General features: G+C 68.3%; 16 protein-coding genes and 1 pseudogene. All 17 read right to left on the bottom strand.

Features of this window, described 5'->3' with window-relative positions; all coding sequences use genetic code 11:
* Nucleotides 1-24 precede the first annotated feature (24 nt).
* Nucleotides 25-1,461, bottom strand: coding sequence for a GTPase ObgE (obgE, locus tag ACTWQO_RS27425; protein WP_443240037.1), 1,437 nt, complete (start codon nt 1,459-1,461; stop codon nt 25-27).
* Nucleotides 1,462-1,565: 104 nt separating this feature from the next.
* Nucleotides 1,566-1,820: a 50S ribosomal protein L27 gene (gene rpmA, locus ACTWQO_RS27420; protein ID WP_067016788.1), complete on the bottom strand. Its 255-nt coding sequence runs from the start codon at nt 1,818-1,820 to the stop codon at nt 1,566-1,568.
* 14 nt (nt 1,821-1,834) lie between these two features.
* Nucleotides 1,835-2,155, bottom strand: a complete 321-nt coding sequence (rplU, locus tag ACTWQO_RS27415) for a 50S ribosomal protein L21 (RefSeq protein WP_007449531.1) — start codon at nt 2,153-2,155, stop codon at nt 1,835-1,837.
* A 170-nt stretch (nt 2,156-2,325) separates the two neighbouring features.
* Entirely contained in the window at nt 2,326-2,931 is a 606-nt protein-coding gene (gene rfbC / locus ACTWQO_RS27410) for a dTDP-4-dehydrorhamnose 3,5-epimerase (protein WP_443240036.1), read from the bottom strand.
* A gap of 10 nt (nt 2,932-2,941) precedes the next feature.
* A complete protein-coding gene (locus tag ACTWQO_RS27405; RefSeq protein ID WP_443240035.1) occupies nt 2,942-4,942 on the bottom strand; it encodes a glycosyltransferase family 2 protein in 2,001 nt (666 codons plus the stop codon).
* Nucleotides 4,939-5,841, bottom strand: coding sequence for a dTDP-4-dehydrorhamnose reductase (gene rfbD, locus ACTWQO_RS27400; protein WP_443240034.1), 903 nt, complete (start codon nt 5,839-5,841; stop codon nt 4,939-4,941). Before rfbD ends, ACTWQO_RS27405 begins: the two co-directional genes overlap by 4 nt.
* The gene (gene rfbB, locus ACTWQO_RS27395) at nt 5,838-6,824 is read right to left on the bottom strand and encodes a dTDP-glucose 4,6-dehydratase (protein WP_443240033.1); all 987 of its coding nucleotides are present in this window, start codon (nt 6,822-6,824) and stop codon (nt 5,838-5,840) included. Before rfbB ends, rfbD begins: the two co-directional genes overlap by 4 nt.
* Nucleotides 6,821-7,888, bottom strand: a complete 1,068-nt coding sequence (locus ACTWQO_RS27390) for a glucose-1-phosphate thymidylyltransferase (protein WP_443240032.1) — start codon at nt 7,886-7,888, stop codon at nt 6,821-6,823. Before ACTWQO_RS27390 ends, rfbB begins: the two co-directional genes overlap by 4 nt.
* Before the next feature lie 202 nt (nt 7,889-8,090).
* Complete coding sequence (locus ACTWQO_RS27385) at nt 8,091-8,714, bottom strand: hypothetical protein (protein WP_443240031.1); 624 nt, start codon at nt 8,712-8,714, stop codon at nt 8,091-8,093.
* A 590-nt stretch (nt 8,715-9,304) separates the two neighbouring features.
* Nucleotides 9,305-9,787, bottom strand: coding sequence for an SMI1/KNR4 family protein (locus ACTWQO_RS27380; RefSeq protein ID WP_443240030.1), 483 nt, complete (start codon nt 9,785-9,787; stop codon nt 9,305-9,307).
* Between the two features lie 2 nt (nt 9,788-9,789).
* A pseudogene (locus tag ACTWQO_RS27375) lies at nt 9,790-10,020 on the bottom strand (HNH endonuclease); the annotation flags it as partial.
* 24 nt (nt 10,021-10,044) lie between these two features.
* Nucleotides 10,045-10,635, bottom strand: coding sequence for a polymorphic toxin-type HINT domain-containing protein (locus tag ACTWQO_RS27370; protein ID WP_443240029.1), 591 nt, complete (start codon nt 10,633-10,635; stop codon nt 10,045-10,047).
* Nucleotides 10,636-10,870: 235 nt separating this feature from the next.
* Nucleotides 10,871-11,098, bottom strand: coding sequence for a hypothetical protein (locus ACTWQO_RS27365; RefSeq protein ID WP_443240028.1), 228 nt, complete (start codon nt 11,096-11,098; stop codon nt 10,871-10,873).
* Nucleotides 11,099-11,138: 40 nt separating this feature from the next.
* Nucleotides 11,139-18,038 (bottom strand): polymorphic toxin-type HINT domain-containing protein, encoded by a 6,900-nt coding sequence (locus ACTWQO_RS27360; RefSeq protein ID WP_443240027.1) that lies wholly within the window; start codon nt 18,036-18,038, stop codon nt 11,139-11,141.
* Nucleotides 18,039-18,176: 138 nt separating this feature from the next.
* Nucleotides 18,177-21,737, bottom strand: a complete 3,561-nt coding sequence (locus tag ACTWQO_RS27355; protein WP_443240101.1) for a LamG domain-containing protein — start codon at nt 21,735-21,737, stop codon at nt 18,177-18,179.
* A gap of 109 nt (nt 21,738-21,846) precedes the next feature.
* Nucleotides 21,847-23,265, bottom strand: a complete 1,419-nt coding sequence (locus ACTWQO_RS27350; RefSeq protein ID WP_443240026.1) for an FG-GAP repeat domain-containing protein — start codon at nt 23,263-23,265, stop codon at nt 21,847-21,849.
* Nucleotides 23,266-23,625: 360 nt separating this feature from the next.
* The coding region (locus tag ACTWQO_RS27345; protein WP_443240025.1) for an Rne/Rng family ribonuclease at nt 23,626-26,474 on the bottom strand (2,849 nt) is incomplete at its 5' end.

Genomic DNA, 26,474 nt, shown 5'->3' with positions numbered 1-26,474 from the left:
CACGGCCCGCCCCTTCGGCTGCGCCTAGAACGGATCGAAGTCGTCGAACTCCTGCTCCGCCTCGTCCCGCTCCGCCTGCCGGTCCCGCCGCCGCTGTGCCGCGGGCCTCGGCGCCTCGAGGCGATGGTCCTCGCCGCGTCGGCCCAGCATCTCCGCACCGGCCATCACCGACGGCTCCCAGTCGAAGACGACCGCGTTCTCCTCGGGCCCGATGGCGACACCGTCTCCGTTCCGGGCGCCCGCCTTCATCAACTCCTCTTCCACACCAAGGCGGTTGAGCCGGTCGGCGAGATAGCCCACGGCCTCGTCGTTGTTGAAGTCGGTCTGGCGCACCCAGCGTTCGGGCTTCTCGCCCCGGACCCGGAACAGCCCGTCTTCCTCGCGCGTGACGGTGAAGCCCGCGTCGTCCACGGCCTTGGGCCGGATGACGATCCGCGTCGCCTCCTCCTTCGGCTTGGCGGCGCGCGCCTGCGCCACCAACTCCGCGAGCGCGAAGGACAGTTCCTTCAGCCCGATGTGTGCGACCGCGGACACCTCGAAGACCCGGTAACCACGAGCCTCCAGATCCGGCCGCACCATCTCGGCGAGGTCCTTGCCGTCCGGTACGTCGACCTTGTTGAGGACGATCATCCGGGGCCGGTTGTCCAGCCCGCCGTACTGCCGCAGCTCGGCCTCGATGACATCGAGGTCGGACAGCGGATCACGCTCGGACTCCAGGGTGGCGGTGTCGAGGACGTGCACGAGCACGCTGCACCGCTCCACGTGGCGCAGGAACTCCAGGCCGAGGCCCTTGCCCTGGCTGGCACCGGGAATGAGTCCCGGCACGTCCGCGATGGTGTAGACGGTGGACCCGGCGGTCACGACACCCAGGTTCGGGACGAGGGTGGTGAACGGATAGTCGGCGATCTTGGGCTTGGCGGCGCTCAGCACGGAAATCAGCGAGGACTTGCCTGCGCTCGGATAGCCGACCAGCGCCACGTCAGCAACGGTCTTCAGCTCCAGGACGATGTCCTGCAGATCGCCCGGCTCACCGAGCAGCGCGAAGCCGGGCGCCTTGCGGCGGGCGGAGGCGAGAGCGGCGTTGCCGAGCCCGCCCCGGCCGCCCTGCGCGGCGACGTACGACGTGCCGTGTCCGACCAGGTCGGCGAGCACATTGCCCGCCTTGTCGAGGACGACGGTGCCGTCCGGCACGGGAAGGATCAGGTCCTGCCCGTCCTTGCCGGAGCGGTTGCCGCCCTCGCCGGGCTTGCCGTTGGTGGCCTTGCGGTGCGGGGAGTGGTGGTAGTCGAGCAACGTGGTGACGGACTGGTCGACGGTGAGGATGACATCGCCACCGCGCCCGCCGTTGCCGCCGTCGGGCCCGCCGAGCGGCTTGAACTTCTCACGGTGAACGGAGGCACAGCCGTGGCCTCCGTTACCCGCGGCGACATGCAGTTCGACGCGGTCCACGAAGGTGGTCATGTGTGGTGCCTCCAGTTACGTACGCGAATGTCTTCTGATCAACACGCGAAAGGCGGACCCGCTTCCCGTGAGGGAAGTGAGGTCCGCCTCGCGAAAGCTTCCGATCAGGCGACCGGAACGATGTTCACGACCTTGCGGCCACGGCTGGTGCCGAACTCCACCGCACCGGCCTGCAGCGCGAACAGCGTGTCGTCGCCGCCACGGCCGACGCCCGCACCGGGGTGGAAGTGGGTACCGCGCTGGCGGACCAGGATCTCGCCCGCGTTGACGACCTGACCGCCGTAGCGCTTCACGCCGAGGCGCTGAGCGTTGGAGTCACGACCGTTACGGGTGGACGATGCGCCCTTCTTGTGTGCCATTTCTCCTCAGTCCCTTACTTCGCAGCCGCGGGGATCTCAGTGACCTTGATCGCCGTGTACTGCTGGCGGTGGCCCTGACGACGACGGTAGCCGGTCTTGTTCTTGTAGCGCAGAATGTCGATCTTCTGGCCCTTGTGGTGGTCCACGACCTCGGCCTGGACCTTGATGCCGGCCAGCACCCACGGGTCGCTGGTCACAGCGTCGCCGTCGACAACGAGCAGGGTCGAGAGCTCGACCGTGTCGCCTACCTGGGCAGTGGAAATCTTGTCAACCTCAACGATGTCGCCGACAGCAACCTTGTGCTGGCGACCACCGCTGCGCACGATGGCGTACACGCGGATCTCACTCTCTCGCTCGGGAACGGCACCCCCGCAGTCCAGCCGCCCGGCAGAGCGAGCAGCCTCTCCCGGCCGGTGCTGGCCCGAGAGGAAGAGGTTTACGGGGATGTGGCACGTCATCTGTGGACACGCCGACGGTCAAGGTTACGGGGCCACGGCCGAACGGGTCAAACCGGGCCCCGGCGCCCGAGGCTCGCCCGGTAGGCCACGCACTGCTCGTAGGAGGGCAGTAGGCCCTGTTCCCGGGCCTCGGCCAGGGTGGGCGCCTGCTCGTCCTTGGCGGAGAGCAGCGGCGCGAGATCGGCCGGCCAGTCGATGCCGAGGGCCGGGTCGAGCGGGTGAATGCCGTGCTCGCGCTCGGGGGCGTAGCCCTCGGAGCAGAGGTAGACCACGGTGGCGTCGTCGGTGAGTGCCATGAAGCCGTGGCCGAGGCCCTCGGAGAGGTAGACGGCGTGGTGGTCCCGGTCGTCGAGGCGGACGATCTCCCACTGGCCGAAGGTGGGCGAGCCGGTCCGGATGTCCACGATCACGTCGAGGACCGTGCCGCGCACGCACTTGACGTACTTGGCCTGGCCGGGCGGCACATCGGCGAAGTGGATGCCGCGCAGGGTGCCCCGAGCGGAGACGGACATGTTGGCCTGGGCCAGGGTGAGCGGGTGGCCGGCTGCCTCGGTGAAGAGGGGTGCCTTGAACCACTCGTGGAAGCTGCCCCGGCCGTCGGGGAAGACCTTCGGCTCGTGCACCCATGCGCCATCGATCGAAAGAGGTCGCATTACGGGGTCCTCAGCTCTTCTTCTGCTGGTTCGACAGGGCACGCCTGAGCCGCCCCGCAGCTCGGCGCCACAGCGGACGCGGCGGTGCGGGCTGCTTCTTCGGCACGGGCTTCGGCGCGGGCTTGGCCGGCGGGGTGTGCCGGTCGATCACCTGGGCGTTGCCATCGGCGTCCACCACCACGTCGACCGGAAGCCGGGTCCATTTCGCCTGACCCCGGGCGGCGGACGGCACACCGATCCGCACCGCCCAGCGCATCCCGGTGAGCTTCTCCAGCGGCAGCGGGGCGCTCACCGTTCGGCCGTCCAGCACGGCGTCGGCGGGGTACTTGCCCACGTTCTTGCGCTCGAAGCGGAGCCGCACCGGGTCTCCCACGTCCGCCGCGAGGTGCAGCGGCAGCCGGAGCCGCACGGTGGAGCCGTCGACCACGGCCGCAGCCGGGTCCATCAGCGCCACGGCCTCACGCTCCAGCTTGTCGGTGTGCTGGTCGACGTCGAGGGAGAGGTTGCCGGGTCCGTCGGTCCAGTACGGGAGGACCAGCCGCCGCGGCTCACCGGTGAGCGCGGCAAGCCGCCCGGCCTCCACGTCCTCTCCGCGTACGGCGCCGAGCCGGGTCTCCTTGCTCCAGCCGCAGGTCTTGATGCGCAGATGCAGGTCCCAGATGCCCCGGGTCAGGGGCGTACCGCCGGCCGCGGTCTCCGGGTCGAGCACGGCACGCGCGGTGATCCGCTGGCGGAAGGAGCCGTCCCCGGCGTCCGCGCGGTGCCGCTCGCTGTCCAGCGGGAGGTAGAACTGGGTGGCCTCCTCGCGGTGCCGGACCACCAGGTCGACGTCACTGGCGTCCACCGGGGCGTCCAGGGTGATGCCCTGTCCGGCCAGGGCCTCGAGCGCCTTGTCGGAGAGCGGCAGGCCGAGCAGGTCGCGCTCGCCGTCCCGGCGGAAGGTCATCGGCGTGCCGTCGACCTCGTACTCGGCACTGAAGCCGATGGTCAGGGTGCCGTTCTCCCAGGCCAGGGAGTCCAGGGTGCCGGTGGGCTTGATCCCGGCCTCCCAGCGGGCCAGTTCCCGGATGTCCTGGTAGAGGTCGGCGGCGATCAGCCCGGCCACCACCCGCTGCGTCGGAGCGATATGGGCGAAGACGCCCGGTCCGAAGCGTTCGACGACCACGCCGCGGATCTCGCGGTAGAGCTCCTCGGCGTAGTCCTCAGGGAGCTTCAGGAGCCGGTTGCCGCGCAGCCGCTCGACCATCTCGTTGCGCAGCCAGCGGCTGAACATCTGGTCGCGCAGCGGGCCTGGCTCGGTGAGCTCCTCGACCACGTCGAGGGCCTCGCGGAGGTTGTTGAAGTAGCCGACCGGGTCGAAGCGCTGGAAGCCCGCGTTGGAGCCGTCGTCGCGGGTGATGTGGTAGTAGCACAGGTAGTCGCCGAGGACAGCGACGCTCTTCGCCCGCAGGTACGCCTCGACGACGAAGACGTGGTCCTCGAGTCGGCGGCGGCCCTCCTTGAAGCGCATGTCGTGTTCCGCGAGGAACTCCCGGCGGAACATCTTGTGCGGGGTGAGGCTGTCCATCAGCGGCGCGTTCGCCACCGTGGCGCGCGGCCGGTTGATCCGGAACAGCTCCTGCGGGACCGGGCGGCCGATGCCCGCCATCTTGCCGATGACCACGTCGGCGTCGTTCGCCTTGCCGTACTCGTACATCCGCTCCAGGGCTTCGTCGCCGAGCCAGTCGTCGTGGTCGACGAACATCACGTACTCGCCCCGGGCCGCGTCGATGCCGGTGTTGCGGGGGCGGCCGGACCAGCCGGAGGCGTCCTGGTGGATGACGTGGAAGTGGGAGTGCTCGGCCGCCAGCCGGTCCAGGCGGGCCGGGGTCTCGTCGGTGGACCCGTCGTCGACGAAGAAGACCTCGAACTCGTCCGGGGTGAGGCTCTGCCGCAGCAGGCCCGTGATGCAGTCCTCCACGTACTTGCCGGGGTTGTAGACCGCGATGACGACGCTGACCTTGACCGTCACGCCGGATTCTCCTTCGTCTGGGCCCGGTGGATCTCCGGGAATGCCTCGGCGAGCGCCGCACGCCAGTCTCGCGGCGGCTCGATGCCGGCCGCGCGGAAGCGGTCGTGGCCGAGGACGCTGTACGCCGGGCGGGGCGCCGGGCGTACGAATGCCTCGCTGGTGGTGGGACGGACCCGATCCGGGTCGGTGCCGAGCAGCCGGAAGATCTCCCGGGTGAAGCCGTACCAGGTGGTCTCGCCGGAGCTGGTGCCGTGGTAGACGCCGGCCGGGGCGGTGCCGGCCAGGGCGCCGCGCCCCAGGGCGAGCAGCAGGCCGGCCAGGTCGGCGCTCCATGTGGGCTGGCCGCGCTGGTCGTTCACCACGTCCAGGGTTTCGCGCTCGCCCGCCAGGCGGATCATGGTGCGGACGAAGTTGGGGCCGCCCGTGCCGTACAGCCAGGCGGTGCGGACCACATAGCCGTGCTCCGGGAGGGTCTTCAGGACGGCCTGCTCACCGGCGAGCTTGGTGCGGCCGTAGGCGCTGCGGGGGGCGGTGGGCGCGTCCTCGGCGTACGGCTCCTCGGCGTCCCCCGCGAAGACGTAGTCGGTGGAGACGTGGAGCAGGACGGTGCCGGTGCTCGCGCAGGCGGCGGCGAGGTGGGCCGGGCCGTCGCCGTTGATCGCGAGCGCCTCGGCCTCGCGGGTCTCGGCGTCGTCCACGGCGGTCCAGGCCGCGCAGTTGACGACCACGGCAGGGCGGTGCAGCTCCAGCGCCTGCTGTACGGCGACCCGGTCGGTGAGGTCCAGCGCCGCGCGGTCCAGGGCGACAACCTGCTCGCCCGCCTCGGCCAGCCGGCCCAGGACGTCCTGGGCCAGCATCCCACCCGCGCCCGTGACCAGCCAGGGGCGATCGTCGGTCACAGCGCGGCCCGCTCCTTCAGCGGCTCCCACCAGGCGCGGTGGTCGCGATACCACTGGACGGTCTCCGCGAGTCCCTGCTCGAAGCTCTTGTGGGGCTGGTAGCCGAGCTCCTCGCGGATCTTCGTGCAGTCGACGGAGTAGCGGCGGTCGTGGCCCTTGCGGTCCTCGACGTACTCGACGCTGGTCTCCCAGTCGGCGCCGCACGCCTTCAGCAGCAGCTCGGTGAGCTCCTTGTTGGACAGCTCGGTGCCGCCACCGATGTTGTAGACCTCGCCCGCGCGGCCCTTGATGCGGACCAGCTCGATGCCCTGGACGTGGTCGTCGATGTGCAGCCAGTCGCGGACGTTGCCGCCGTCGCCGTACAGCGGGACCTTCTTGCCATCGAGGAGGTTCGTGACGAAGAGCGGGATGACCTTCTCGGGGAAATGGTGGTGCCCGTAGTTGTTGGAGCAGCGGGTGACGCGGACGTCCAGGCCGTGGGTGCGGTGGTACGACAGCGCGATCAGGTCGCTGGACGCCTTCGCCGAGGAGTAGGGCGAGTTGGGCTCCAGCGGGTGGGTCTCGGGCCAGGAGCCCTCGTCGATCGAGCCGTAGACCTCGTCGGTGGAGATGTGCACGAAGGTCTTGATCCCGGCCCGGTGCGCCGCGTCGATGAGCGTGTGCGTGCCGACCACATTCGTCCGGACGAACTCGGCGCCGCCGTCGATGGAGCGGTCGACGTGCGACTCGGCGGCGAAGTGCACCACCTGGTCATGCTCGGCCATCAGCTTGCCGACCAGCTCGGGGTCGCAGATGTCGCCCGCCACGAACGCGAACCCGGGGTGCTCGCGCACCTCGTCGAGGTTGGCCGGGTTGCCCGCGTACGTCAGCTTGTCCAGGACGGTGATCGCGACATCACCGGGGCCCTCGGGGCCGAGCACGGTACGGACATAGTGCGAACCGATGAACCCGGCACCGCCGGTCACCAGAATGCGGGTTGTCATGAGGAGATCTGCACCTTGCTGTGATCACCGAGCACGAGTCGGTGGGCCGAGGGGTTACGGGGAGCGGGCGTGACCTCGACGTCGCGCCCGATGAGCGAGGCCTCCACCCGGCGCACGCCGATCACGGACGAGCCGCGCAGCACGATGGAGTACTCGATTTCGCTGTCCTTGATCCGGCAGTCCTCGGAGACCGAGGTGAAGGGGCCGATGTACGCGTCTTCGACCACCGAGCCGGCACCGATGATCGCGGGGCCGACGATCCGGCTGCCTTCGACGCGGGCGCCGGCCTCGATGCGTACCCGGCCGATGATCTCGCTGTCCGCGTCCACCACGCCCTCGTTCAGCGGCGGCACGGTCTCCAGGACGGACCGGTTGACCTCCAGCATGTCCGTGACGTTGCCGGTGTCCTTCCAGTAGCCGGAGATCGTGGTGGAGCGGACGTCACGCTTCTCGTCGATCAGCCACTGGATGGCGTGCGTGATCTCCAACTCGCCACGCCAGGACGGCTCGATGGAGCGGACGGCCTGGTGTATGGCCCGGGTGAACAGATAGACACCGACGAGCGCCAGATCGCTCTTGGGCTGCTTCGGTTTCTCCTCCAGGCCCACCACCCGGCCCTCGCCGTCGAGTTCGGCGACACCGAACGAGGTGGGATTGGGAACCTTGGTCAGCAAGATCTGCGCGTCAGGCCGCTCGGCCCGGAACTCCTCCACCAGACCGGTGATGCCACCGACGATGAAGTTGTCGCCGAGGTACATCACGAAGTCGTCGTCACCGAGGAACTCCCGGGCGATCAGCACGGCGTGGGCAAGCCCCAGCGGTGCCTCCTGAGGGATGTAGGTGACCTTGATCCCGAGCCGGGAGCCGTCTCCCACCGCCTCGCGGATCTCGTCCGCGGTGTCACCGACGACAATGCCGACCTCGCTGATCCCGGCGTCCGCGATCGCTTCCAGGCCGTAGAAGAGCACGGGTTTGTTGGCGACCGGCACGAGTTGCTTGGCCGAAGTGTGGGTGATCGGGCGGAGGCGCGTGCCCGCTCCCCCGGAGAGCACGAGTGCCTTCACGTATTGAGCCCAACTAAGTTGATTTGTCGCAATTCTCGGATCACATCGTAGCCGAACGGTGTGAACGCCGATTCTCCGTTCGTTCACCCATTCGACACTTGTATGACGGCTCGAACCCCGGAGTGGTTGTGCAAGCAATGGAAAAAACTGATCCGCCCCCGGTCGGACCGGGGGCGGATCAGGTACTTCGTCCGTAGAGGCGTCAGCTCTCGTCGGCGGAGGCCGTGACGGACGACTGCGTCTGCTCCGCCGCCGCCGTCTTCTTCGCCGTCGACTTCGCGGCCTTCTTGGTGGCGGTGGACTTCGCCGCCTTCTTGGCCGTCGCCTTCTTGGCGGCGGTCTTGGTGGCCGCCGTCTTCTTGGCGACGGCCTTCTTCGCCGTGGCCTTCTTGGCCGTCTTACGGGCCGTCTTCTTGGCCGGAGCGGCCTCCTCGGCGCCCTCTGCAGGCGCCTCGGAAGGAGCCTCTGCGGCAGCCTCCGCGGCCGACGGCACGACCACCACGGCCGTGTCCTCGGACGTGGTCGGCGCGGTGGCCTTCCGTACCGCACGGCGCCGCGTGCGGGCCGGAGCCGCGCTCTCCTCGGCGGCCGGAGCCTCGACCGGAGCCTCGGCCCGCGGTTGCTCGGCGACGGCCGTGGGCGCGGACTCGGCGACCGTCACCACGGCAGCCTCGGCGCCCGCGGGCGAACCGGCCGGTGCGGACACCTTGCGGGTCGCGCGGCGACGCGTACGGCCCTTGGGCGCGGCCTCTTCCGTGGCCGGAACGACCGGGTCCTCGACCGCGACCGGCTCGGCGTGCGCCTCGGCTGCCGACTCCGGCTGCACCGGACGCTCGACCTCCCGCTCGGCACGGTCGGCCCTGTCCGCCTCGCGCGCTGCCTTCGCCTTACCGAGGCTCTTGTTCGCCTTGCGGCGTCCACACCCAGAATGTCCCGGACAATCTTGACGAGGGCCTTGCCCGCCGACTTGATGCGCCCCTTGGCAAGGGACTGCTGCCCCTGCGCCGACGCCACGTTCGCGGAGGCATCGTCGACGTCGGACTGCGCCTCGTCGACGTCCTTGTCGCCGCTCTCCTTCTTGTAAGTACCCGAGTAGCCGGAGCAGTAGGAGTGCGGGAAGCAACTCTCCAGCCCCGACGGATCGGACAGGGTGACCGGGACAGCGCGAACCCGCCGGGCGGCCTCTCAGGTGCCCAGCCAGTCTGCTGCTGAGCGGTCGGACCGGGGCTTCCGACTGGTGGTCCGGCCCACGCTCCCGGGCTCTGCGAGCCGAGTGGTCGGCGGCCGTCGCCAGCAGGGCGGCAGACAGGAGCGGGCGGCGGTCACCGACCGCCGCCGCGCGGCGGCCCGAGTCAGCGGGACGCCCTTGATCTGCCCTGACGGCTGCCGAACTCTCCACGAAGAGAGGACGCGACCCTAAATCAGGGGGCTGCAGGGAACCAATCGAGACAAGAACTCCTCGAACGATCCCGCTACTTTCCGAGGGACGCGGTCTTCGTCGATGTAGGCAACAGATGGTTCGCCTTCGGGGCCAGACTCGGAGTAGTCAAGCATTACCGCATCATGCCCACCCGAAGGCATATCGCAGATGACCACGCCAATTTCTGGGTAGCCCCACTCGGAAATCAGGTCGGCACTCCCCAACCCGGAGGAGGAATCAATTCCCCACTTCCCTCCGACTCCGAGAAGTGCGCGGACCTCGAAATGGTCGGCAGCCCACGACGTAGCGAACTCTGTAGGGAAACAGCGCCGCTTCAACACTCCGCCGTTCTTCTCCGATAGTGCTGCCACATAGCTCGGCGGAAGCCGCAGGCCCAGGACCCCCTCCGCCCGAAGAATCATGTCGCCGCTCAGCGGGGAACCCGTGTGGAATTCTCCATCCTCAAACAGTTCGTTCATCACTACCTCCCTCCAGAGAATCCGCCGGTGTGGGCTGTCCGCTTATGGGCTTCTGTCTCAATCAGCTGCATGAGACCGGGCTCTTGGTGGTGATGCCACGTATAGCCATCCGGTGTCTCACTGAGCCCTGCCGCACGATTGGATCTCGCGAAATCCGTTCCGCGGCTTCCTGAAAGTTCGATCCGAACATCTGACACATCTGGATGACGCCACGCCGAGAAGTCAGGAAATCCGTTTTCGTCGAACGGAACATTCGTCTAAGGGTGAACGTCCCCTGCCAGCTTTCCATTGCGCACCTTCGGTATGCCGCCATCGGCACATTCACAGCTCGCCGGGTGCCCTGTAACTTCACCGCCACAATTGTGAACCAGGACCGGCGTCGCATCGGCCAGCACATAGTACGCGTGGATGCCGGTAACGGTGAGGTCGTGCGTCCGCTGCCGTTCCTCGAAGCGGCGATTGGCTGTGACGTCAACCGTGTCGCCCGACGGAGTGTGCAGCGTCATGCCCGGCTCGAGTTCGCCGGCCTTGATCCACGCCTGTTCCGACTCCACCCAGAAGGGGTGGGTCGTCGTGGCGACCAGGGCCTGCGCCCTGCCCGAGGCGTCCTTGACCGTGAGGTCGGAGAAGGACTTGTCGTCCTCGGTGACGATCGTGCCCGCGATCTCGCGGACCGTCGCCTTGCCGGCCTTCGGGTCGGTGGTGACGACCTTGTCGCCGAGCTTGACCTTTTCGATCGGCTTGGTGCTGCCGTCGGCCAGCAGGACCTTCGTGCCGGGCAGGAAGCTGTGGCACTCGGGTTCGGACTTCGTTCTCTTCTTGAGTGCTGCAGCCGCCGTCACCGCCACCGTCTACGCCCACGTCCGACTCCGCCTCCAGCGAGACGCCATCGACTCCCTCGGCCGCGCCCTCGACCACCCCTGACATACGTATAGCAACGGCGGCGGACACCCAGGTGTCCGCCGCCGTTGCCGTCAACTACTGCCGTCAAGCCCCCCTGGAGCCCCACCAATCACAACCTGCAAGGCCTCAGGTTTGCTGTCACAACTCTACGAAGCCGATGCAGCCTACGCGCGGAAGACCTTACGCCTCATCCGTCTGCCCTTCGGCAATGCGGCGAGCCGCGTCATCCGCAACTTCGCTCCACACGATCAACCCCTCGGATTCGAATTCTTCCAGGAGGGCCTGCCGAATTTCGTCCACCGGGCGCCCCTTGTGGGTCCCGCGGACCTTCCCAAAGGCGCGTTCAAATTTGCGCAAATGCTCTTGAACGCGAGGAATATCCTTGTCGTACTCTGCGGGATCGACCATGCGAACGTCACCACCTATCACTTTCAGGGCCACACGGCACTCATAGGTTCCTGCGATAGACCTGCTGCAGGTGCGACAGCGCTTCTGGGCCGAAGATGTGCTCGACCCTCCCGCTCACCTCGTCAGTGACCCGTGTAGTTATATGACCTTCTGCCGTCAATCGATCGTACGTGCACTTACACATACGGAAGATGAGAATGGCTGGGCGATCTCCGGAAGCGGTGCGACTTCCACCGAATGTCGCAGCAGCGCTGAGAGTGTCCGAATCCCCGGGACTCACCCGATACGTAAACAGGTTCCCTGGCTGCCCAACAGATCCGCCACTCGAATTCGCGCGAGCCGCATCACCACTGAGCCCATTTGCCTCGATGTTGTCGGCATGGGTCGAGCTCGTTCCATGCACGAAGTCCATCGACTCATTGCAATTGTGAACGAGGACCGGAGTAGCCCCCGCCAGCACATAGTACGCGTGGATGCCGGTAACGGTGAGGTCGTGCGTCCGCTGCCGTTCCTCGAAGCGGCGAGTGGCCGTGACTTCGACCGTATCGCCCGACGGAGTGTGCAGCGTCATGCCCGGCTCGAGTTCGCCGGCCTTGATCCACGCCCGCTCGGACTCCACCCAGAAGGGGTGGGTCGTCGTGGCGACCAGGGCCTGCGCCTTGCCCGAGGAATCCTTCACCGTGAGGTCGGAGAAGGACTTGTCGTCCTCGGTGACGATGGTGCCCGCTACCTCGCGGACCGTCGCCTTGCCGGTCTTCGGGTCGGTGGTGACGACCTTGTCACCGAGCTTGACCTTCTCGATCGGCTTGGTGCTGCCATCGGCCAGCAGGACCTTCGTGCCGGGCAGGAAGCTGTGGCACTCGGGTTCGGACTTCGTTCTCTTCTTGAGTGCTGCAGCCGCCTTCTCCCTGGCCTCTGCCAGTTTGTCCCTGGCCTTCGCCAGGCCGGCCTTCGCCTTGCCGAGGCTCTTGTTCGCCTTGTAGAGGGCCTTTGCCCCGCCGATCAGCTCCCCGATCAGCCCGGTGACCCGCTTGGCCAGCTTGATGCCCTTGGCCCAGTTCCACGGAGCGCCGTACTTGGCGAGGATCTTGCCCGCGAGACCACCCGCAAAGCTGCCGGCGATGTTGAGCAACGTCTCGCCGCAGGCACCGACGTCACCGCTGGAGATGCAGTCCAGGGCGGCGTCCACACCCAGAATGTCCCGGACAATCTTGACGAGTGCCTTGCCCGCCGACTTGATGCGCCCCTTGGCAAGGGACTGCTGCCCCTGCGCCGACGCCACATTCGCGGAGGCGTTGTCGACATCGGACTGCGCCTTGTCGACGTCCTTGTCGCCGCTCTCCTTCGTGTAGGTACCCGAGTAGCCGGAGCAGTAGGAATGCGGAAAGCAGCTCTCCAGCCCCGACGGATCGGACAGGGTGACCGGGGAGTTGTCGGCGTACGCGTAGCCGTTGATCTGGCTCGGCCGGGTGTAGTCGATGATCGGGTCGACAGAGATGAACTTGCCGAGCTGCGGGTCGTACTCCCGAGCCCCCAGATGGGTCAGTCCGGTGGACGCGTCGACAGTGCCGCCGACAAAGCCCTTCTCGCCCGGCCAGGTACCGGTTTTCTCGCCGCGCTCGACACCGAAGGGATCGAAGCGCCGCTGGGAGATCGCCCCGGTCGCGGCGTCGATGGCCAGTTCGCCTGTGCCGTGGTGGTCGGAGGCGACGAAGGAGAGCTTCCCGGCGGTGCGGACAGCGACCGTCTGACCGGCGTATTCGTAGTAGCGGGTGGCCTCCTTCTTGGTGCCGTCCGCTGACAGCTTCAACTCGGTGCCCGGCAGATACACGGTCGTGCCGGAAGGATCCTTGCGCACGAGACGGTTGCCGGAGCCGTCGTAGACGTAGCTGGTCTTGGCTCCGCTCGCCTCAGTGACCTCGCTCAGCTTGCCCGAGTCGTTCCAGAGCAGTGACTGGGCGTCACCGCCGATGGTGCGCTTGGTGGTGTTGCCCGCGTCGTCGTACTGGTACGCCGACTCTCCGGTGCCGGTCGGAGTCTTCTCGACGACACTGGTGACCTGGTGCGGTCCGTCGCCGAGGGCACCCGCGCCGCCGTACTCGTAGCTGCGCGTGATGTTCTTCGCCGCGTCGAGTCCCGTGTCATGGATGGTCTCGGAGACCCGGTTGCCGATCGCATCGGTCGCGTACGACTTCCAGTACGGGGCCGGTCCGCCCAGCGCACTGGAACCGGCGGTGGTGTTACACGCCGTCGGCCCGGTGCCGTCCACCGGCGTGGTGGAGCCGCGGGTGCCGGAACCGGCCGCGGTGGTCGCGGTTGCCGCCGGGGTCCAAGCGTCCGACAGACGCTGTCGGCTGTCGTAGGCGAAGCACTGCACGTCCGGCGACGCGGCATTCGCCGTGTCCGCGATGGACAGAACGTTGCCCGCCTGGTCGTAGGAGTACTTCGAGTCCTTGGCCGGGGCGGTCGCGCCATAGACGTCGACGATCGAGCGGGTCAGCCGGTTGGTGCCCGTCTCGTAGTTGAAGGTCTGCCAGACCTTCTTGCCGCTGCCCGTGGACAGTTCCAGCTGCTGGAGCTGGCTGGTCCTGGAGTAGACGGTATTGGTGACGTACGAGGTGGAGCCCGTCATCGTCCTCGGACGCTGCAAGGCGTCATACTCATAGGTCAGCGCCTCCGCCGGCAGGTCGCCGACGGCGGGCAGGCCGGTGCTCTGGACCGTGCCGTCCCGGTTGTACGTGGTGCTGAAGACGTATGTGCCAGCCAGCGCACCCTGCGACGCCGGGACCTGGTAGGCCGTCTTCAGCGGGCGGTAGAACTCGTCCATCGACTGCACGGCCGTGGCGAAGTACTCCGTCGGCGACACGTAGCTCAGGAAGCCGTAGGCCTGGCCCAGCCAGCCCGCCTTGTCGTACCTGGTCTCGCTCAGCTTGGTGCCGGTGTCGGGATCGCCCTGCCAGGTGGACAGCACGCGGCCGAGCTTGTCGTAGACCGTGGAGATCTTCTTGTTGCGGCCGTCGTACGTGACGACCGGCCGGTCGAGTTCGTCGTACTCCGTGCGCGAGGTGCCGGCGTCCGGGTCGACCGACTTGGTCTTGCGGCCCAGCTGGTCATACGCGTAGCGCCACACATTGCTCTTGGCGTCGGTGACCGTCTCCAGTTTGCCGGCCGGGGTGTAGGTGTACTTCGTCGACTCGTACGGAACACCCGCGCCGGGCGAGGAGCCCCGGTAGTGCCGGATCTCCGATGTGTTGCCCTGGCCGTCGGTGACGGTCGTGGTGGGCAGGGCGCCCGTCGGCGGATCCACGTGCGTGAGCTCGCCGTCATACGTGATCTTGGTACGCCACTGCTCGGCGCCGCCGACCGCGAAGATCTCGGCAGTGGTCCGGCCCAGACCGTCGTACTCCAGCAGGCTCTGCGCGCCGACCTCGCCGTTGCGCACGAGCAGCAACTCGCCCTCGGCGGCACCGGCCGCGTTGTAGGTGGAGTTGGTCTTGCTGACGTTGCCGGTGCCGTCGTACCACGTGTCGGCGACCATCCGGGTGCCGCCCGGACCCTCGGTCTGGATCTGCCGGGCCCTGAGCATGCTGTCGTAGAGCTGGTACTCGGCGCCGTAGGTACCGTCGTTCTCGATCTTCTCGGTCTTGATCGAGGTGACCTTGCCCTTGCGGACGTTGTACGAGTACTTGATGCTCGGCGTCTGGGTCGAGACCCGGTCCGCCAGCCACACCGAGGTCAGACGTCCCAGGGCGTCGTAGGCGAGCTGGGTCCGCTTGCCGTTCGGGTCGGTCTGACCCGAGGACATGCCCCAGGCCGGGGCGTAGTCGGTGGTGGTTTCATGGCCCGCCGCGTTGGTCACGACCGTCTTCGTCAGCAGGCCGTTGGTCTGGGTGTAGGCGGTCTTCGTCTCGTTCTGCTTGGCGTCCTTCTGGGACTCCGGGCGGCCGAAGGTGTCGTAATCCGTGATACCGGTGACCTGGTACGTCGCAGTAGTGCCGTTGTGCGAGACCAGCCGCTCGGTCTTGGTCGCGTCACCCTTCGTCGGATCCGCGCCGAACGCTCCGTCGTCGTACGAAGTGCGCTCATCGGCCAGGACCTGGGTCTTACGGTCGGGCGTCGTCGAGCACTTGACGGACACTTTCTCACTGCGCGCAGGCAGCGAGAGGATGTTCTTCGCGGTGTTGTCGGCGTACGTGGTGCGGGTGCAGGTGTCGTCCTTGGTGGTGGAGACGTCGCCTTGGTCGTCGACCACCAGGACCCGGCCGGTGCCGTTCGCCTTGTCGTACGTGGTCGTGGATTTCGTCTCGCGCCAAGTGCCGTCGGACTTCACAGTGAAGCCACGGCCGATCTCGGTGCGCACAATGGCCGCGCGGGTGGTCCCCCAGCTCTTGGTCTGGGTGGCGGTGTAGTGCTTCCAGGGCGTCTGGATCGTCTTGGAGACCAACGTCGCACCGTCGTAGGCGGCGGCCTCCAGCTGATGCCCGGTGAACTCCTCCGCGTCGGTGTACGTGGCTCCCGTGGAGTCCTTGGCCGTCGCGGAACGGGTGTTGCCCGCGGAGTCCTTGTCTCCGTCCATGCCCTGCATGAACGTGTAGTCGACCCGAGTCTTCTGCACATCGGCGGTGCCGCTGGTGACCTTGACCTTGCCGTAGCCTTGCCAGCCGCCCCAGGTCAGGTACTTGGCGTCGGTGATGCCGTCCGGCTTCGCCTTACGCCAGGCCGCGTCGCCCTGGTAGTCGTATCGGGTGACCATGCCGTCGCTGCCGCCGGTGCGGTCGGTCTCGATGACCGCCGCCACGACGTACTTGTGGAACCAGTCCGTGATCGGCTCGATGTAGCCCGGTGGCGCCCATTTCACCGGGTAGCAGCGCTTGGTCGACTGGCCCGGCGTGGGCAGCGTGGCCTTGGCACAGTCGGCAGGGGCGTAGTTGACGTCGAGCTGGGCGCCGGTCTCGCTGAGGACCAGGGATAGCCGATAGCGGCGGAACGGTGCGATGTTGTCGCCGATCGCGTCGACGCGGTTGTCGAACTGCTCGCCGAAGAGGTCGACGGAGGGCAGCTTCACCGCGGTGCCGGCGCGGCCCTCGTGCTCGATCTTCGACAGCCACAACGTCTTGGAGTCATCACCGTTGTCGGTGAACAGGTGCTCGAAGTTCCAAGCGTCCACGTCGGCGTAGGTCGTGGCGTCCTTGCGCATCTGTGTGACGACCGACTTGAGGCGCTTGGTGGTCCAGAAGGTCTGGACCGGCGAGGTGCACTTGGCGGAGGACTTGCACTCCTGGTCAACCGGGACGTCCGGCCAGCGGGAGGCGTTCGCCGTGGTGCGCTTGGTCTCGGCGCAGTCGAAGTCGGCGGTGCGCAGACAGCGTTCGTCCGTGTTGAAGACGACGCGGGCCGGGGCTTTCGCCGCGTAGACCTTACCGTCCTGCTGACCGTAGTCGATGCGCTTCAGGTAGCCGCCGCGGTGGTACTCGGTGCCGTCGACGTCTGTCTTTCCGTTGAGCGCGTAGTTGTTGGTCTCGCGGCCGTAGAAATAGGACATCACGTTGCCGTGGGTGTCCTTGACGTAGTCCAGGCTCCAGCGCCAGGCCTGTTGGCAGTGCGCGCTGGTGAATGTGGCGTTGTAGCAGGGCTCACCGGAGTCGTCGCCGAAGACGGGCGCCGTCCAGACGGAGTTGGTCTCCTCGTTCCCGGTGGCCCAGCCCGGCAGACGGTTGAGCCCGAAGTAGTACTCGGTGCCCTCCGGGGTCGTGATCTTCCAGTGCTCGCCCTTGTCGTCCGTGCTGCCGTTGTCGCCGTTGGTGGCACCGGTCAACTTCTCGACCTTGGTGCCGTCGTCGGACGACATGTGCCACTTGCCAGTGGTGTCGTCCTTGACCAGTTCGCCGGCGGAGCCGTTGAGCATGACCGTGGCGTTGTCGTACGCCCAGCACTGCTCGCCCGAGGCGGCGTGGCCGTCGTCGGCGCACGGCTTGTAGCGGCGCTCGATGTAGCCAGGGTCGTAGGAGAAGCCCTCACCGATCCAGGAGCCCTGGTTGTTGGTGGCCGAGGTGCGGCCGTCCGCCGACTGGGAGGAGTAGCCGAGGCCCACGGTGGGCACGAGGCCGCCCGGGGTCGGGACCGTACGAAGCGGATAGTTCCAGTTGAACCCGCCGGAGGAGGTGGCGACATTCCAACTGGCCGACGGGGACAGGGCCGTCGCCTTGTAGGTGCCCTGTGCGCTCGACGGTCCCGCCGCCAGCGCCACCAGCGAAGTCGCGTCGGCCGCCATGGTGGAGACGCCCTCGTTGGCGGCCGGGGCGGCGGTCACATCGGCGGAGACGGTGCCGGTCAGCACGTCGTTCACCGTGGGCAGCACTTCAGGCTGTTCCGGGCAGGCCTTGCTGCCGGGTGCGGCGACGGTGGCACAGGCGGGGAGCCGGACCAGCCGGAGGCGGGAGGCGTAGGAGCCGCCGAAGCCTTCGGCGAACTCGGAGTAGTCGACGGTCAGTCGGACCTTGGCGCTCCTGTCCTCACCGTCGGCGCGCTCGACGCCCAGGAGGACGCCGGCGCCGAGCTGTGCGGCCCGCTTGGGGTCCAAGACGTCGACACGGACCTTGTCGGCGGCCTGCCCGGCCTTGACCTTCGCCCTGGCCTTGGTGACCTTGACCGGTAGTCCGCCCGCCTCGGTCGCACCGGCCGCGCCCACGGCCACCTCGGCGCCGCCCTGCTCGGGCCACACCGCCTTGTCGAGTGCCTTGACTGCGGCTTTGCGCGCCGGATCGGAGGGGCGGGGTTTCGCCTTCGCGGCGGATCCCTGGGCGGGATCGCCATCGTCCTGGACGCCGGGGCGGCTCGTACGGCCCCGGTCGCCATCGTCGAGCGCCACTGCCTGGACCGACGACGCGGACAGCGCGAGCGAGAGCCCGAGCACTGTCGCGACGACCATCTGTCTGGGCATGCGGCGGCTCAGTGAGCGGCCACGGAAGAGCATCGGACAACTCCCTGGTCGGAGGAGAAAGTCGAGGAGAAAGTCATGAAGAAAAGGGGGGTGTGCCGGGCCTCAAGCGGCCCGGCACACCGGGAATGTGATGAGGCGTCACATATCGGGGACTGCCTGCAGCGCGGCCATCTGCTGCACGGCGATCCGGTCGGCCGCCCCGCTGTAGACCCGCACCTCGTCGATGGCACCGGCGAAGTACTCGCTCGCCCCGCGCAGTGAACGCCCCACTTGTAGACCGCCGGTGGCGGACCACAGGGTGTCGTTCTTGCCGTGAGCGCCAGCGACGAGTTGGCCCTCCACATACAGGCGGATCGAGTTGGCGAAGGCGTCGTAGACGACTGCCAGATGCTGGCCGGAGCCGTCTGCGGAGGGCGTCTCCTGATCGTCGGTGAACGTGACGACTGCAGAGGCGGCCACGTCGGTCTTGGCGACAGCAAGTTCCCACAGGCCGGTGGCCGCCTGGTAGCGGACCTGGACGCGGTTGGCGTTGGCGCCAGGCAAGGACAGCACCGTCTGCGACTTCTCCGCGTCCGGCGTGGTGAGCTGGACGCGGGCGCTCACGGTGAAGCTGCTGTTCCCGGTGACTGGGGCGGTGGCGGTGGACGCGTAGTCCCCGGCGCCGTCCAGGACCAGGTTGCCGTCGCCGACCAGGGCGGCGGGGTCGAACAGGCCGGCCGGGCGGTAGATGGAGGCGTTGCCCGCCAGGGTCAGCGCCTGGCCTCCGCCGGTCTCGGCGGAGGCACCGCCGCTCACCTCGTCGAGCTGCCAGTAGCCCTTGCGCTCCGGCTTGACGGTCATCAGCTCGGCGACCTGGGCCGGCGGCAGGACCCGGTCGAAGACGCGAACCTCGGCGAGGTCACCCGTGAAGTGATCGCGGTAGCCGCTCTTGGCCGTGGCCCGGCCGATCTGCAGTGGCCCGTGCGACTGCCAGGTGGACTGGCGCTTGGCGGCGCCCTTGGAGTCCTTGTTGACGTAGAGCCTGAGCTCCGCGCCATCGCTCTTCTGCCCGTCGTACACGCCGGTCAGCAGCACCCACTGGTCCTTGACCACGGACGCTCCGGTGGACACGGCCTTCCACTCCCCGAGCGTGTCCACGTCGTTGACCGGGATCGCGAACTTCCAGGTCCGGGCGGCCGCGTCGTAGCCGAGGGTGAAGCCGGGCTCGCCGGTGCCGTCCTGACTGACGACCACCATGTCCCTGTCCAGCGCGGTGGGCCGCACCCAGGCGCTGACGCTGAAGTTCTTGGCGGTGTCGAGCACGGTTTCGCTGGTGTCGAGGTACGACTCGGCGCTCCCGTCGAAACGGGCCGCCTTGTCGATCTTGCCACCAGGGCCGCCCGCTCCGAACGTGACGGCGCTGCCCGCCGTCGCCGAGAACTTACCGCTCTCGTCGTGGGCCTCGGCGACACCCGCCTCGTCGGCGAGGTTCCACTGGGCGACCACCGGGGCGCCTTCGCTCACCAGGAAGTGGTAGGGAGTGCTGGTGGCGTGCGCCGCCTTGTCGACGGCGATCACCTCCAGCACATGCCGACCGGGCCGTGTCGGCATCCATTGGACGGAGACCAAGCCGCCCGGCGACTCCGGCGGGAGGTCGGTCAACGGGGCCCCGTCGAAGGAGTACTGGTACTTGACGACATCGGTGTCTGGGATGGAGTCGTTCCGGTTGGGTGCAAAGGTGAACGTGCCGTAGCTGCCCACGCCGTCGTGGTAGACGGTGTCGGACGGGTACCGCATGGACACGACGACCGGCTTGCCGGGCCACGTCTTGTCGTAGATGAACTCGCAGCGCTGCGTGCCCGTGGAGCTCCACGGGCCGTAGCCATCGCCGTCGTAGGCGCGCGCACTCCAGTAGATCGGGGTGTTCTGCGGGATCGTCGACTTGACGGTGTGGGTGAACCTGGTCTTGTCCGTCGGGGAGAGCCAGTCGCGGGTCGTGTACGTGTACGAACCCGCGCTGTCTCCGCCCCACTCCACCTTGAACTGGACCTTCACCTTGTCGGTCTCGCCGTCGGCGTGGTCCGGGTCGCTGGCTATGGCCTGCAGCTTCGGCGGGACATCGGTGTACGGGCGGTTCGCACCCCACTTGCAGGTGCCGCCGGGGTCGGTGTACATATCGGACGTCTTGATCTGCCGCGGCAGGTTGTTGTACTTGATCGACAGATAGGCGTTGCCGCAGATCCGCTTCCACTCGGCGAAGCGGGACTCGTCGGCCGCCCTCAACCCCAGCGTCATCGCGTTCCAGCCACCCGCTGTAGCCGTCTTGATCTCGCTGGTGAGCTCGCCGGTCTCCCCGCTCTCGAAGTGCAGATTGGCCTGGCTGGAGCAGGAAGTCGGGGAGATCGCCTTGTCGACGGTCTGCAGGTGGTCGTCCCAGTCGTCCGAGGTGTTGGACCAGTTGCTGGACGAGTTGAGGGTGTAGTTCTGGCCGCCGATCCGGTAGAGCTGGATTGGCTCGGCAGTCGGGGACGCGCTGTAGATGTGCTCGACCCGGGCGGAGAAGGATGTGCCCAGGATCTGCTTCCCCTTGTAGGCGGACAACGGCAGAGTGAACATGACGCGGCGGGCGCCGACGCCGTTGCAGGAGACCGGGTTGTAGTCAGTGGGGCACCTGCCGACCCCCGCACTGCCGGAGTACTTCCAGTCCTGCTCGCCGGGTATGCCCGACATGACGCCGGTCCAGGCACTGCGCTTGACGGTCCGCTGGATCGGGTCGATGACGACGGGGAAGACGGTGTCCTCGCCCTTCAGCAGCTTCTGGTCGGGGATCAGGGTCAGCTTGCCCTTGCCCACCTCGACATCCAGCGGCGCGACGCGTCCGCCACCGCCCGGGCCCTCCAGGGCGGCCTCGGGGGCCTGGTCGGCCTGGGGGCCAGCCGTTGCGGTCTCGGCTGCAGCGCCCTGTAGCGCCCTGGCGACGGCTTTGGGGCCCTGACTTCTGGCAGCGGACTCCTCGACAGCGGCCGAGTCCCACATGGCGGGCCGACCGGCCTCGAAGACGGTGCCGCCCACCTCGGCGTCCTCCGCCACGATGGCCCCACCGGCGTTCTCCGCGACTCTCAGGCCATCGGTCGCCAAGCCGAGGTCGAGCCGGGTCAGCTTCGGGTCGGCCGCCGCCTCGGGTGTCTTGACGACCAGCAGATGGCCGAAGCCGTCGGCCTCGGCCCGGACAGTCAGGTCGACACCGGGCAAGGCGTCGACATAGGTGGCGGTGTCCCCCTCGACCCTCGGGGCGGGCAGCTTGCCGTACGGCCAGGTCAGAGCCAGCTCGCGACCGGCCCGTCGTATCGTCGCAAAGGGCCGGTCGGCCTGTCCGCCGGAGAAGGTCAGGTCGACGGTGGCGGCTTTCGGCCCCCAGGAGCCGTCGGCCCGCTTCACCAGCGTCGCGTCCACGTCGACCCACGTGCCGCCCTTGACCGTACGTACGGGCTCGGTGTACTCGCGGGCCGTGAAAGTGCCATCGGGCTCGGCGAAGATCTCCCGGTGCTCGGTGCGCAGCCCGATGACCTCTGTCTGATTGCCGCTCTCCTTGGCCTCGGCCAAGGCCTCCTGCTCGGTCTCGATCTGCTCGTCGGCCGCGACTGGAGCCGGTCCGTCCGCCGGGCGCACGGCATCCGGCATGGCGCCCAGAGTGCCGGTCAGTACGGCGCCGGCGACCATGCCTGCCAAGACCGCGCGCCGTAAGGTCCTCGGTATCCGGGACACCGCTCGTGGTCTGTCTGCGGACACGCGTCCACTCCCCCATCGCTTCAAGTCAGTCATGCCGCCGTCACCGAACCCCGGCGCCGAAGGCCACGCCGCCGGCGGGGATGCCGCCCTCGCCCGGCCTGAAGGTCTGCGTCGGCGCCCCGCCGTTGGCCACGTCCCAGGGGAAGCCGTAGACAGCGCGGGCCGAGGCTGGGCCGTAGGGGACGCCCACGTACAGCAGGGAGGGGCTGGCCCCGAGGCTCATGCCGGTGAGCATGCGGGGCTCGACCACGTCGCCGATGCCGTACCCCGGGTCGATCCAGTGGTCCGAGCCACCGAGCGGGCCGACCATCGGGACGATCTGAACGCCACCTTTGTCTGGGTGCTCCTCCGCAGACTCCTCACCGGGGACGCCGATGGCCAGTCGGGCGGTGGTACCGGTGGTGGTCGAGTTGGGAGCGGAGTTCACCGCTGCGAGTCGCTGGCCGTAGAAGTCACCGGTCTCGGCCTCACCGTCCACGTTTTCCGCGTCCTCGGTGACGTACTGCAGTTCACTCGCGGCCCCCGTCGCAGGGACCCGGAAGATGTGGACGACACCGGCGTCAGTTCCGGAGCCCGTGTCCTCGTTGGGAACTCCCACTGCGAGCAGCGACTCGGTGGTCGAGGTTGCGCCGGAAGGCCGGTACGGGACCATGGCGAGCGAAGTGCCGAATCCGTCGCCGATCTCGGGTTCACTGTCAACGCCCGTAGAGTCCTGTGCTATGCCGACCTGAGGCTCCGGAACTCCCGAGATCAGGGTGTGATTGAAGATGACGCCGATGCCCGCGAAAGGGCCTTGCCCCACACCTTCACCGGGCGCTCCTATCGCGAAGTGCGTCGGAGTTGCGGCGATCGACCACCCGAAGCGATCGTTCAACTCCGGGACGCTGGGCACGGCACCGGCAGTGTCGGTGTCCTGGTGGAAGTTGGCCACGGTGTATGTCGTCCCGCGGACGTAGCTGACCATGCCGGCGTCCTGCACGGTCCCGACATCCTCGCCAGGGCTACCGATCACAAGGAACGGCGCTCCCCCCGAGGTCTTCCCGGCGGCGACCGAGTATCCGGTCCAGTCACCGGCTTCCTGGCCGCTGCCGAGCGGCTTGTCGGTGCCCTGGTAGAACTCCTTGGCCGCGGCACCGCTCCCGAGGCCCTCCGTCGAGCCGTACAGGAGATGGACGTTGCCGCCGTCCCGGACGGTCCCCATGTCCTCGTAGGGGATGCCGACCACCAGGTCGCTGCAGCCGTCGAGGTTCGCGTCGTAGACGGCGAGCGAGAACCCGTACCGGTCGTCCACCTCAGGTTCCCCCGGCACGGAGGCGAGAGCCTGAGTCAGCTGAAGGTTGCCCTTGCCGCCGCCGTAGACGACATGCACCGCGCCCGCCCGCGCCACGCCGTTCACGGTGGCCTCCGGATCGGCGATCACCGTGTCCCGCGCCCCGTCACCGTTGAAGTCGGAATCCACCCCCGATGGACAGGCGACAGCCGCCGCAGCCGGTGTCCCCCCTGAGCCGAGCCCAAGCGTCAGTAACGCTGCCGACAGCGTTCCGGCAGCACATCGCCGCCACACTTTCCCCACTCTTGCCACCCGTTTTCCCCCACATGAAAAGATTCTGAGAAGGCCGAGTCAGTCTGTTGTGGCATGAACATGAACCGCAATGCATCCATAGCTTCACCGGGAGTGACAAAGGACACTGCAACCCCACAGGCAGCCCTTACATCATGAAGACCTGGGGCATATCGCGAGCATGTCGTGGCAGCACACAGAAGCGGCCCGCCCGGTGAGAACCGGACGGGCCGTCAACTGCCTTGCGCGGTAAGCGGATCAGTCCTCCGTCGACGCGGAGACCGTGGACTGGGCCTGCTCCGCCGCCGCCGTCTTCTTCGCCGTCGACTTCGCGGCCTTCTTGGTGGCGGTGGACTTCGCCGCCTTCTTGGCCGTCGCCTTCTTGGCGGCGGTCTTGGTGGCCGCCGTCTTCTTGGCGACGGCCTTCTTCGCCGTGGCCTTCTTGGCCGTCTTACGGGCCGTCTTCTTGGCCGGAGCGGCCTCCTCGGCGCCCTCTGCAGGCGCCTCGGAAGGAGCCTCTGCGGCAGCCTCCGCGGCCGACGGCACGACCACCACGGCCGTGTCCTCGGACGTGGTCGGCGCGGTGGCCTTCCGTACCGCACGGCGCCGCGTGCGGGCCGGAGCCGCGCTCTCCTCGGCGGCCGGAGCCTCGACCGGAGCCTCGGCCCGCGGTTGCTCGGCGACGGCCGTGGGCGCGGACTCGGCGACCGTCACCACGGCAGCCTCGGCGCCCGCGGGCGAACCGGCCGGTGCGGACACCTTGCGGGTCGCGCGGCGACGCGTACGGCCCTTGGGCGCGGCCTCTTCCGTGGCCGGAACGACCGGGTCCTCGACCGCGACCGGCTCGGCGTGCGCCTCGGCTGCCGACTCCGGCTGCACCGGACGCTCGACCTCCCGCTCGACCTCGGCGGCCCGCTCGGCGCGGTCGGCCTTGTCCGCCTCGCGTTTGGGCGCACCGGCCGGAGCCGATGCCCGACGGCCGGCCCGGCGCCGCGAACGACCTCGTCCGACCGCGGCCTCCGCCTCGGCGACGCTGCTGTACAGCTCCTCGTCCGGCGCGTAGTCAGGAGCGGTCAGCGCGACCGGCTCGGCGACCTCGGCGGCCACCTCGGCCTCGCTCTCCGCCTCCTGCTCGACGGTCTCGAAGGCCTCGGCGCCCTCGACGACGACCGCGGCCTCGTGCTCGTGGACCTGCCCGTCACCGCCACGCCCGCGCTTACGGCGCTTGCCGCCGCCTCCGGTGGAGGTCGGCTGCTCCATGTGCACGATGACACCGCGCCCGTTGCAGTGGACGCAGGTCTCCGAGAAGGACTCCAGCAGCCCCTGTCCGACCCGCTTACGGGTCATCTGGACCAGGCCCAGCGAGGTCACCTCGGCCACCTGGTGCTTGGTCCGGTCCCGGCCCAGGCACTCCAGCAAGCGCCTCAGCACCAGATCCCGGTTGCTCTCCAGCACCATGTCGATGAAGTCGATGACGACGATGCCGCCGAGGTCCCGCAGCCGCAGCTGCCGCACGATCTCCTCGGCCGCCTCCAGGTTGTTCCTGGTCACGGTCTCTTCGAGGTTGCCGCCCTGACCGGTGAACTTGCCGGTGTTGACGTCGATCACGATCATTGCTTCGGTCTTGTCGATCACCAGCGAACCGCCGCTGGGCAGCCAGACCTTGCGGTCGAGGGCCTTCATCAGCTGCTCGTCGATCCGGTACGTGGCGAAGACGTCGACCTCGGAGGTCCACTTCTGCAGCCGGTCCGCGAGATCGGGCGCGACATGGGCGACATACCCGTGGACGGTGTCCCAGGCCTCGTCACCGCTGACGATGACCTTGGAGAAGTCCTCGTTGAAGATGTCGCGGACGACGCGGACGGTCATGTCCGGCTCGCCGTACAGCAGCGTCGGCGCGTTGCCGTTCTTGGCCTTCTTCTGGATGTCCTCCCACTGCGCCTGCAGCCGCTCGACATCCCGGCGCAGCTCGTCCTCGCTCGCGCCCTCGGCGGCGGTGCGCACGATGACGCCCGCGTCCTCGGGGACGATCTTCTTGAGGATGGTCTTCAGCCGGGCCCGCTCGGTGTCGGGCAGCTTGCGGCTGATGCCGGTCATCGAGCCCTCGGGGACGTACACGAGGTAGCGGCCCGGGAGGGAGACCTGGCTGGTGAGCCGGGCGCCCTTGTGTCCGATCGGGTCCTTGGTGACCTGCACGAGGACGGACTGGCCCGACTTCAGCGCGGACTCGATACGCCGCGGCCCGTTGGCCATGCCGAGCGCCTCGAAGTTGACCTCACCGGCGTAGAGCACGGCATTGCGGCCCTTGCCGATGTCGATGAAGGCGGCCTCCATCGACGGCAGGACGTTCTGCACCTTGCCGAGATAGACATTGCCGACGTACGAGGTCGCCTGCTCCTTGTTGACGTAGTGCTCGACGAGCACGCCGTCCTCCAGGACGCCGATCTGCGTACGCTCACCGCTCTGCCGTACGACCATGACGCGCTCGACGGCCTCGCGGCGGGCCAGGAACTCGGCCTCGGTGATGATCGGGACGCGGCGGCGCCCCTGCTCACGGCCCTCGCGGCGGCGCTGCTTCTTGGCCTCCAGACGCGTGGAGCCCTTGATGGACTGCACTTCGTCGGACGGCTCGGCCTTCGGGCGGGGCTCGCGGACCTTGACGACGGTGCGCTCGGGGTCGTCGTCGGACGGCTCACCGGCATCCCCGCCGTCACCGGAGCGACGGCGACGACGGCGCCGGCGCCGACTGCTGCTGGAGCCGCCGGACCCGCCGCCCTGCTCGTCGCGGCCCTCGGCGTCTTCTTCGTCTTCCTCGACCTGCTCGGCGGTGTCCTCGGCGTCCTGCGTGGCCTGCTCGGCGGCGACCTCCTCGGCCTCCTCCGACTCGTCCTCGCCACCCGAGTCCGCGGACTCACCACGGCGACGGCGACGACCGCCGCGACGACGGCGACGACGCGAACCGGTCTCCTCGGCCTCGTCACTCTCGACGGAGTCCTCGGCCTGCTCCTCGGCCTCGTCCGCCGCATCCTCCACGGCGGTCTCGGCGGCGGCCTGCGGCTCGGCCTCCTCACCGAAGGCCGCACCCCGGCGCCGAGACCGCCGTGGAG

The sequence above is a fragment of the Streptomyces sp. 4N124 genome (assembly GCF_052245395.1).
GTDB lineage: Bacteria > Actinomycetota > Actinomycetes > Streptomycetales > Streptomycetaceae > Streptomyces.
The sequence above is the reverse complement of the archived record's forward strand: the minus strand, read 5'-3'. Positions and strand labels throughout refer to the sequence as shown.

What these genes read in the sequence shown, in the direction of transcription:
- ACTWQO_RS27360 (WP_443240027.1), bottom strand. Translation starts at nt 18,038, where the DNA reads ATGCCCAGACAGATGGTCGTCGCGACAGTGCTCGGGCTCTCGCTCGCG.
- obgE (WP_443240037.1), bottom strand. Translation starts at nt 1,461, where the DNA reads ATGACCACCTTCGTGGACCGCGTCGAACTGCATGTCGCCGCGGGTAAC.
- rpmA (WP_067016788.1), bottom strand. Translation starts at nt 1,820, where the DNA reads ATGGCACACAAGAAGGGCGCATCGTCCACCCGTAACGGTCGTGACTCC.
- rfbB (WP_443240033.1), bottom strand. Translation starts at nt 6,824, where the DNA reads ATGACAACCCGCATTCTGGTGACCGGCGGTGCCGGGTTCATCGGTTCG.
- rfbC (WP_443240036.1), bottom strand. Translation starts at nt 2,931, where the DNA reads ATGCGACCTCTTTCGATCGATGGCGCATGGGTGCACGAGCCGAAGGTC.
- ACTWQO_RS27365 (WP_443240028.1), bottom strand. Translation starts at nt 11,098, where the DNA reads ATGGTCGATCCCGCAGAGTACGACAAGGATATTCCTCGCGTTCAAGAG.
- ACTWQO_RS27380 (WP_443240030.1), bottom strand. Translation starts at nt 9,787, where the DNA reads ATGAACGAACTGTTTGAGGATGGAGAATTCCACACGGGTTCCCCGCTG.
- ACTWQO_RS27355 (WP_443240101.1), bottom strand. Translation starts at nt 21,737, where the DNA reads ATGGTCGCCGGCGCCGTACTGACCGGCACTCTGGGCGCCATGCCGGAT.